The sequence below is a fragment of the Sulfuricurvum sp. genome, from assembly GCF_028688295.1.
Taxonomy (GTDB): domain Bacteria; phylum Campylobacterota; class Campylobacteria; order Campylobacterales; family Sulfurimonadaceae; genus Sulfuricurvum.
Window position 1 is genome coordinate 1 of the sequence record NZ_JAQTYM010000070.1, and the last position, 10,621, is coordinate 10,621.

The window sequence follows — 10,621 nt, forward strand, 5'->3', positions numbered from 1 at the left end:
AACCCTGATTTATAAAGATATATAGTACTTAAATCTTTACCTTCAAAGCTTCCGTGCCATCCACCCAGATCTTTAAAATCTTTCTCTTTTACCATCGGCATGGAAACATCGAAATGCTTTGACGTAAGTTTCAGATTATTGGCTTCTTTGACACCGTCAACTTTAAAAAAAGTGGGAGGATTATTTCCAGCTAATTTGACAGATAAATCATTATACGAATCGACCACCCTTTGGGCACTGCACCCCGATAAAACAAGAATTGCTACTAAAATTACTGCATAAAGAATAGTTTTGTTCATTACTTATCTTTCGTATAGAGATTGAGATCAACATTCAAGGTTTTATAATACTCTTCAAGTGGAGTTTGTCCTTGATTATTTATGTCTTTAGGGTCAGAATATGTATTCAATTTTGGTGTCACACTATTATCTCCACATCCAATAATGCACGGATAGAAAGAGTGCGGAGACGGATTATTTTCTGATGGGATAAATAATGACGGAAGTCTAAGGAAAGACTCTCCGATATTGAGCAACACATTATCGCTCTGATTGACCCCGGCTGATTGCCAGCCTAAAAGACTCCCGACTAAATCTTGCGGGTTTACTTGGGAACGAAAAACATCATTAACGCCTTCCTTAAAATCAGTACGATTTTTAATATTGGTTTCCCCTCCATAAATCTCCGTCACCAAATTTGCCGCAACGTTATGATTAACCGGAGAACCCGCGTAGCCTACGAGGAATTTGCTATCCTTGTTACCCTGTACCAATTCTTGCAGGTGTTCTTTGTTTTGTTCCATACCTACTTGTGACATGAGTGTACCTTGTGAATGTGCACCTACTTCTCCCACCCGTCTTTGATATATAAACTGTCCAGTATCCGCTGTGAGCGTTTTTGGAGGTCTTCGTAGGTGTATTCTTCCGCCAAACGTGGATCATTTGGTTTGTTGTAGGTTAAAATGAGTGCAACTTCTCTTGCTTTTGTTCGTGCAGGATTAAACTTATAACATCCAAATGAAATTTCTTCCTTATTTGGATAAATATGTTTATCAATTACTCCTTCCCTAACCTCACAGAAATAATTTTCTTTGCCATGCCTTTGAAGTGATATATTCTTATTTGGATGATATTGATGTAAAAGTTTATTTATGTATGAAACATCTCCTGATTCAATAGCTCTCTCTCTCTCGGTATATGCCATAGTACTAACAGTTAATTCAACATGGTAAACAATAGAATCTTTTAAGCCTAATACGATGGTTTTACCGTCCCTCATACTCATACCGTCCCATCCGCCCATTTTTGTAAAATCAGATTCTTTTGCGGATGGTAGAGAAAAAGAGAAATCTTCTGTATTAAAAACGTAATCCTTCATGGTTTGAAGATTAGCTACTCTAAAAGATTGAGGTGGTTTATTGCCACTTGATGAAATCATTGCATTCTCTATAGCGTTTTCTAAACCTCTACCTGAACATCCTATAAAGTTCAAGCTTAATATGAATAAAACAATATACTTCATCATCGCCCTTTTGTCGTATCTAAAATTGTCTGTGTACTTGGCTGGGTGGAGTCAGATTTGTCGGATTGAGGTAATAAACCCATATTGATAGTCATTTTTCCATCTTTATTCGTAAAATTGTCTTGATAATACTCACTTCTCGGATGTTCTTTTACCCCATCATTCGCATTGGGTGTATAGTAGTTTTTAATATCAGGAGTATAGTTTTCATTCCCGCACCCAATTACACAAGGATAATAGGAGTGGGATGAATCCCCTCCTATTCCGAAAAGTCTTGGTATAGCAAAGAAACTTTCCCATACGTTGTTTCCTAAATTTTCTGAGTTGTTTATTCCTGCTGATTGCCAGCCTAAAAAGCTGCCGACGGCATCCTCTGGATTTACTTGGGAGCGGAATACATTAGATATCCCTTTTTTATTATCAAATCTATCATTAATAGCATCTTTTCCCCCATAAATCTCGCTAACCAACGCCTCTGCGAAATTATGATTAACCGGAGAGCCTGCGTAGCCTACGAGGAATTTACTATCCTTATTACCTTGGACAAGTTCTTGCAGGTGTTCTTTGTTTTTCTCCATACCTACTTGTGACATGAGTGTACCTTGTGAATGTGCACCTACTGTAAGGTTTCCTTTGGTAATCGTAGCCATTTGGTCGATCACTGCTCCGGTCTGTCTGGCACCGCCTGTCCCTAAAGCTGATAACCCCGTGTTCACCGCTAAAGCATCTTGGGCACTTTCCAAAAGGTCTCCTATAATCCCATGTTGCTGATTGTAGTTAAGTATACCATCCGCTCTACCCTGTTGGGTTTGCTGATTGTACGTAGCTGTTTCTATAGAGTTAAACATCCCGTTTGTAAAGAGATGGTTGATTCCTGAATTTTTTACATTTTCTGCGCTCAGTCGAATTTTATAATCTTCGAGGGACGGGTCTCCTGTTTTATCGGTAGGATCACCGATAATGACCGTTTTATTTGGATCGGTTCGATAGAGCGTTACGGTATCGAGAACAGTATCCGTATCTTTGAAGTCTTCAGCTTTTTTGACACCTTTTTCGGTTTTTATTAGTATGACTTCTTGTATATCATCTTTTGACACGCCCGCTTTTAAAAGCGTCTCTTTGCTTTCTACAATAATGCCCGTCCGATTGTCTCCGAAAAGCTGTGTAGCGATCTGAGTGATATATCCGCCACCATTCGCCTGTGTAGGGAGAAGCCCAAACGGTACGTATTTTTCTGCAGTATCCAATACTACCCCGACTGTATTATCCGCCCAATCTCCGTTACCGTCTTTTCCTTTTGACTCTGAAGGCAAGTTCTCCGTAATCTCTTTGTGAACGCTCAATCCCATATCGTCTATCGCTTGTCCCCAATCTTTTGCTGTTTGTGTCGGGTTCAGCACCGCCTTAATCGAGTTTTCACTGGCGTAGATGTCGTAGTTCTCACTCTCATCTTTCGTGATCTCTTGCGCTTTGGTGATGTCACGGTTGAGGGTCGTCGGTACTGATTCTTGGTTGGTTAGGGTGATCGTCCCGCCTCCGATCGTCGCGCGGTTAATCTGTTCTTTATCGCTATATCCATATCCAGCTTCCAATGTTCCTCCATTAGTCCCTTGGCTGTTTGTTTGAAATTGCGCAGCGGTGATATTTCCCAGACCGATGTTCATCGAGGTCGATTTATCGTGATCGGTGATGTCCCTCGTACTCAGTGTCCCTGTTGTGAGGTTCACATTTCCAACATCGTGACCATTTGCATCGATTGTGGCGATAATCGCTCCTTGCAGATCAGTATTTTTAGCAACCGTAATATCAACTTTTTCGGTAGCGATAATACCTGTTTGCTCATTTACCCATGCTTTGGAACTGCTCGATTTACCCGCACCTACGCTGACGCTTCCTCCGGTACTGAGAGCGATACTCTCGCTGTCACCTTTGGAACTTCCGGTGTCTTGGACACTGATAAGGTTCAGATCGCCGCCGACATTTGCCGTGACGGTATTACCCGACACGTGAGCACCTTGAAGCGTCGTATCTCCTGAGGTATTGATGATAACATCATTACCTGCCACATAGGTATCGCGCTGAGTAGTATCATTTGAACGATTTTTTGACTGAGCATACGATGCATCTACTTGACCTTCATTGGTTCCAAATAAGGTGACTTTGAGCGATCCTGATTTATCGGATGAAGAAGAGGATGCGGTTTGCTCTATGGATTTAAGGGTAATAGCTTCGGCGTTCATCGAGATTTTGTTACCCGCTATAACGTCACTGCCTGCAACCGTAATTTCTTTGGTAGCATCCAATAAAGCGTCATGCCCCGCAGCAATAGTAGAGCTTTGTGCGGAAGTGCTTTGAGCGGATGTTTCGCTTTTGGACATTTCCGCAATCGCATCGAATCCGGCACTAACCGAATGTGACAAGGTATTACTCACCAGATCGATACTTCTAAGCACAGTTGAAGCAGCATTGACCGCGTTGTCCGATTTAGGAAGCGACTCAGCATTGGAAACCAGCTGTTTCGCCGCATCGGTCACATGCTGTTGTACTCCTACTTTGATCCCCGCTTTTAGTTCTTCATGAACCTGATTTTTATAGGTAGTTGCATCCTCAGAGAGAATATTGATGTTTTTATCGGCTTGGATCGAAACATCATTGTTGGCGATAACATTTGACGCAAGAACATTGGTATTATTACCTGATCGAACAGTGATATTATCACCAACGAGCTGTGAACTCACCTCTTGCGTTTGTCCTTCTCCAATTTTATCGGATTTGGTAATGACTCCGGCAAAAATGGATGCTTCATTCATATTAAGGGTTACACCGATACCTGCTTTGGCAGTTGACTCTTTGTGATCGTGATTGGCAGATTCTGTTGCAGAAAGAATATTTACGTCTCTTTGCGCGTTTACGTCGATTGTTGATGCTATGACATTCGATCCTATAGACGTTACATCTTGACCTGCGTCTATTACTACTGTAGTTCCACTCAATGTTGAGCTTTTTTGAGTAATGTTTGCTTTAGCATCTTGCGTTTGTTTCTCTTCTGCAACTGTTAGCATACCGTCACTAAAACCTAAACTCAACCCTGATTTTTTACTGTAGTGCTGCTCAGTATTTTGTTCCTCATCGGATACAATATTAACGTTTTGAGCCGCTTTCAATCCAATAGCATCCCCTGCACTCACATTGGATGCCACGATACTAATATCTTTCCCAGAATTCATGATAATGTTTTTGGCTTCGGTTTTTAGCGTTGCTTCGTGGAGTTTCTCCGCATCGGTGCTATCCAGTGATGCGGAACTAACAAGTCCGCCGAAACTGCTTTTAGACTCTTGGTGGAGGCTCGCTTCGCGGTAGGTTTTAGCGAGGACATTGATGTCTCCTGTGGCATCGACTTGGATGTTCTCGGCTGCTTTGAGATTTGCCGCTTGGAGGGTGGTGTCTTTGCCTGAGGTAATGCTAATGTTCTGAGCATTTAGGGTACTGCCTACCGTAATCTCTTTATACACGGTATCTTGCTGTACTTTACTCCCGACGAAACCGTTTGAAGATTTGATTTTGGTATCGGTATAGATATGGTCATTTCGAGCTATAAGCTCTACCCCCTCTTTTGCTGTGACGCTCAGATCCTCTTTCGCGTTTATTGATGAGGCGTCAATGGTGATGGCATTTGCATTGAGGGAAATATTTTCCCCTGTAATATTTGTACTTTCATAGGTGGTACTATCCCCTTTGTTATAACCGTTGCGCAGTTTAAAGTTATAGGCATCATCGGTTTTTAGAGCATTGACATTGATATCGCCATTTTTAGAGACCATCGTGATATTTTCATTAGCGGTTACCTCGGCATTACTCATCTTAATGGTTTGATCGGCTTCGAGCGATAACGCCCCTCCCGCGTTAATTAGAGAAGATTTCCCTTTTTGCGTGGCTGTTTGAACCCCTCTAGCGTATTGGTATTGTATCTCCTGCGAGGCTACATCACTCGTGATTGCACCTTCTGAGCGGAGGCTCATATCCCCCCCTGAGGTTATTGTACCGCTGGTATTACGTAAATCGCTTTGCACTTGGAGTACCATATCCCCTCCTGAAGAGAGGGAACCGTTAATATTTTTAATCGTATCGGCACTCAGAGAGAGGGCATCGTTCGCACGGATCACTCCGTCATTGGTTAGGGTATTTCCGATGGTTAAATCGATCGTATTCGCCGCAATTTTCGGTCCCGACTCCCTGAGTGTACTTGAGGCTAAATAGACACGGGGAACCAAGACTTTAACCCCCTCTATTGTCCGCTCTTCCAGCCAGACGATATTCTCATCGAGATGGGCAATTTGATCCTGCGTCAACGCAACTCCGACCACCAACCCCAAATCCGATTGTACGTGCAATGCATTGTCCATCAGTGCTTGGTACTGTTCCGCATCCGAAGTGTATTGCCCCAAATATCGGTTTCCGCTTAACCGTATCACCGAGTCTCGAATCAATTGAGTCTCATACGCTCCATCCCCTAAACGTTTTAGGGTATGATCAGGATCAAATCCCAGCCTTTCTAAAATGTAATCAGAACTGATAAAGGTGTTATAATCGGTATAAAGAGGGTTGTGCTCAATGAGATAAGGGTGATTGATATCCCGATTAACCAAGAAAAGTCCATATTTTCCCTGTGGAAGCACGATCCCGTCGATAATGGCTTCCGCACTTTCGCTGTAGGCTATAGCCGGGTTTGCTGTGAGATTGCGATGCAGATTGGTTTGATACAATCCTTCATCCTGAGTAATTATCTTATATTCCACATTTTCCTGAAGAGCCAAGGCGGTATTGACTTCAGCACGGAGAGTATCGGAAGCTGCTTCGAATCCACTGGTCAATGGGGTAATATCGAATTTGCTTAATGCCTCCGTATTGTCCGATACGAGAGTTCTTATCGTATGATCGATATCCAATAGAGATTGCTTTTTTGTTTGAAGATCGTTTATCTCCCCCATAGAGGAACGAAGTGTTTCTATATCATCGAGGTGCTGTTGGGCAGAAGTAATATTATTTTTAAATTGGCTGAGCGTCAATTCTAAGTCGGTCGTATCGTAAGCGGTGTTTTCTGCTTTAATGGTGAGGATCAAGGATTCCAAAGTATTCGCCAAGTCGCTATTATCTGTCATCTCCTGATGCAAATCGCTCTGCAATAACGCCATGTTCGTATGAAAGATACTTAAATCATTGTTAGCGATGGCGTCTGTAATAATCGCCTCGATAGCGCTTTCCTCTCCAATACTCTCTGCAAGCACTTCATTTGCATTTTGTAACGTCAAGGTTAGCTCTTGAAGTAAAGAAGAACGTGTTTCAAGTTCATTTATCGCTGAGAGGTTAGCTAAAATCTGCTCTGCACCTAATACGCCGTTTAACTGATCGCTCAAATTGCTCAATGTTACTATATTACCGGAAATACTGTTTTTGGCAATAATCCCGGAATTTGAAAGCGGTGTTCTCTCACTCTGTTCCGTCGTCCATGTTCCCCGATAGCCGGCACGATGTTTATGACTAACACATGCCCCCAGTACCCTTCGTGAACAATATCTTTCATCACGATACTTTTTGATAACCGTTACGACCGTATTAACAAGTACATTACCTACATTCTTAACATTATCGGCATTTAGCATCATATCCTTGTCCGATGCAATTAGGGAATAAAAATTATTAATATTCTGTGTATCGATACTCATATCACCTGTCGATAAAATTAGGGCAGGATTATTAGGTACATCGATAACATCTGTGGTTGTGGTCACGGTGACTTTATCGTAATCATTAGAACCGCCTTGCGAAATCGTTTCTTCTGTTGAGGAAATTACCGTTTTAATCACCGGTGCATCGGCAAGATTATTGAGTGTTTGAGCTGTGATATTGAGATTACTCCCTGATTGGATGACTCCATAATTATCAATCGTATTGATTTTATCTTTGGCACCGTTAGCGGCGATGGTGAGTGAACCGTCACTGTATATCGTCCCACCCTTACGATTGCTCAGTGTATCGTCAATCAAGAGCTCCATTTCATTGTTACTGCGGATTACGCCACCATTATTTAGTGCTCCCCCATTGAGCGAGAGATTATTTTTAGAATAAACCGCTCCGAGATTGTCGATGATATCACTAGTGACAGTGACATCATATCCTCCTATCAATCCATTATTGGAGAGATCACGCGTATGAACAAAAGTTGCCCCCGTCCCTAACAATGCGTTGAGCTCTCCGTCGTTGAGAATGGCTACTCCTGCGTTAATACTCATATTATTCAATGCTTTAACAACACGATCGGTTGATATAGAAATATTGTTTTGTGCCGAAATAGAGATATCATAAGCCGATATATCCTCGCTTGCAAGAACATCAGAACTCTGCGACACGACGTTGATCGCTTTATCGGCTACGATTTGTCCAAGGGTAATTTTTCCATCGGCGGTGAGTTCTAATGAATCACTCGCATAGGTGATTTGAGGGAGATTTACTCCGACCCCTTTGTCGGTTCCCACCAGTCGGATCGTATCGCCATAAATACCTCCCAATGCACTCGAATCAATAGAGTACCCATTTCCCGTGACGTTATCGGAGATTACCGTCCCATCTCGCGTGATCGTATTTTCTCCGGTAACGACATCGAGCGCTTTGGCGTAGAGTTTTGCATTCAGCTGTAATGCTTTGGTATAAAGTTCCACTCTGTCGATGTTGTCCGCATTGAGTCCCTCTCCCTCGATGAGGATATCACCGCGTTGTACATGAAATCCATTGAGTATACCTCCGCTCAGCTCCGGAGTACCTGTTGTCAATGTCGCACGCGACGTGTTGATAAACCCTCCACCGTTCACCGTGATGCCATTAGGGTTGGCAATGATGAGATCGGCACGATGTCCCGCTACTTCACCGTAGCCTTGTAGCAAGGATCGATTGGTTCCCGTCACCTCATTAAGAATCACCCGTGCCGGAGTCGTCCCTAGATTAGCATTTCCCTGAACCCATCCCCCCAACTGTGTTAATGATGCACTCGTAGCATTGTTAAAAATCACCCCGGAAGAGTTGATGTTGAATTCGCTGAATTTGTTGTGCGAAAGCCCTGATGTATTGGGTGTGACAATGTTGATTAGAGGGATACCGTTTGGGGTCGATTCCATCATTGGACGATGAGAAACTGCTGCCGCCGTATCAACGACAATCCCATCGGCATAGAGAATATTTCCCAGCAATGCGGTTGAGAGGATACATGAAATACTTTGGCGGTAGAGGTGGGTGAACATCTTGATTCCTAAAAATTACTCGATGCGCTGATACCGACAAAGGGGTCGGTATCAAACGTCTTATTCGGAGATGAGAGGGGGATAGCGTGATAAATATCCATATCGAACGCACCGTAATGACCGCGTAATCCGATCGTTGCACTGCTGAGGGTTCCTCCTGTCGTATCTTCACCGGAGGCTATATGTCCGATATCGTAAGCGATATAGGGTGAAATATTCGGCGACGTTTGAAATACGAGTTCATTGCGAGCATACCATCCGCTATTGCCGCTGATGTTTTGCGTCTGAAACCCACGGACACTGTAAGCGCCTCCTATGCTGATTTGCTCTACACTGTACAGGCGATCATTGGAATATTGGGCATAGGCGCTGAAGTTATAGGTGATCGGGAGGAGTGTATCGAAATATTTGCTTCCCCCTGCTGCCAAAGTCCACTTAGAAAAATCGTTCTTTAGTGTACCATCCGTCGTCGGATTAAACGCATTAAGCCCATGATGATAATCGATGAGAGCATATAATTCCCATTTTGGTTGTTGGTATACGTATTTCCCCCCCGCTCTTCCAACGCTTAGATTATAGGTGGATGCATCGATCACGGTAGTGTCTATCTTGCTGAGGGTTTTTTTCTTCGCTATTTGAGTGCTGAGTTCAATGTTCTGAGTACGGGTATGAAAGAGTTTATAAGTGGTTCCAAGAGAGTAGACTTCACTCTCCCCGTGTGAGATGTACGAATCATTCAATCCTACGATGGTTTGACTGTAGGTAAAGCGAGAGAGCGATCCTTCCCACAACCATTTGCCCAAGGGAACACTATAGGTATAGGTGTTGCCGAAACTCTTTTTACCCGTTTGCTGTTTGTCGGTAGTATTCATATTAATGGAAAAAATATCGCTGAACCCGAAAAAATTCTCCCATACAAATCCCCCGTATAGTTGAAACTTCCCCGTTGCGTCTGAACCATAGTTATTTAATCCAAATGAACCGAAAAACGGGAGAGTTTCTTGAGAGTTCAGAATGACGTCCGTTGAGCCTTCCTCTTTAGCGGGAACCAAGTTCATGGTAGTTTTATTGGAGCGTAGACGATTGACCTGTTCGATGGAACTCTCCAAATCTCCCAAATGCAAAGGCTCGCCCTCCAACCCTATAAATGCTCCGGCTGTTTTAGAGTTATCGCTGACAACGTGTGCAATCTTCCCCTCTAACGCATATAACTCGACTGTCCCACCCGATATATCCTGAGGAACGAGATAGACACGTGAGGTAATGTAGCCCTTGTCTATGTACTGTTTGGTCAATGAATCGGCCAAGGAACTCAAAGAACGAATCCCGTTGCACCGACCGATATAAGGATAAATACTTAAGTTCTGTTCATCACGGTTTAGAAGGGTCATGTTTTTAATCACAATGGAAGTCGTTTTAAAGCAGACCGAATCGTTTCGATCGATTGAAGCATTAGACTCTATCTGTATGGTTTTAGATGATGGGATTGTGGTATCAACGTTTTGGAGCTTCTCAAATATTTGTCGCTGTTGTTCATTAATCAGAGGGAAATCGATGGAAGAAGCGGCAAATAAGGTAGAATAGCCACTTAGTATCAGGAGAGTAAACGTACTGAATTTCAACATAATAACCTTTAGAAAATCATAATTATAAACGGCAAGCAATTAATACAAAATAAAAATGAATAAAAATATGTGCATATAATTAAAAATAATACTGATAATGTGTTACATTTGTGTTAAGAGGGGGGGTCTAAGAGAAAAAATATTCTAGATATGACAAGCGACAATGATGTACAAAAAACAAGT

At 42.7% G+C, this 10,621-nt stretch carries 5 protein-coding genes; all 5 read right to left on the reverse strand.

Translation table 11 applies throughout. The features are described 5' to 3' along the window. The coding region (locus PHR02_RS11465; protein WP_299992209.1) for a hypothetical protein at window positions 1-299 on the reverse strand (299 nt) is incomplete at its 3' end. Then, entirely contained in the window at window positions 299-817 is a 519-nt protein-coding gene (locus tag PHR02_RS11470; protein ID WP_299992211.1) for a hypothetical protein, read from the reverse strand. The genes PHR02_RS11470 and PHR02_RS11465, both read right to left, overlap by 1 nt. A 23-nt stretch (window positions 818-840) precedes the next feature. Then, window positions 841-1,521 (reverse strand): hypothetical protein, encoded by a 681-nt coding sequence (locus tag PHR02_RS11475; protein ID WP_299992213.1) that lies wholly within the window; start codon window positions 1,519-1,521, stop codon window positions 841-843. Then, window positions 1,521-8,813, reverse strand: a complete 7,293-nt coding sequence (locus tag PHR02_RS11480; protein ID WP_299992214.1) for a hemagglutinin repeat-containing protein — start codon at window positions 8,811-8,813, stop codon at window positions 1,521-1,523. The genes PHR02_RS11475 and PHR02_RS11480 overlap by 1 nt, the downstream gene beginning before the upstream one ends. 8 nt (window positions 8,814-8,821) lie before the next feature. Further along, window positions 8,822-10,438 carry a ShlB/FhaC/HecB family hemolysin secretion/activation protein gene (locus PHR02_RS11485; RefSeq protein ID WP_299992216.1) on the reverse strand — a complete coding sequence of 539 codons (1,617 nt, stop codon included), beginning with the start codon at window positions 10,436-10,438 and terminating at the stop codon, window positions 8,822-8,824. Between the last annotated feature and the right edge of the window lie 183 nt (window positions 10,439-10,621).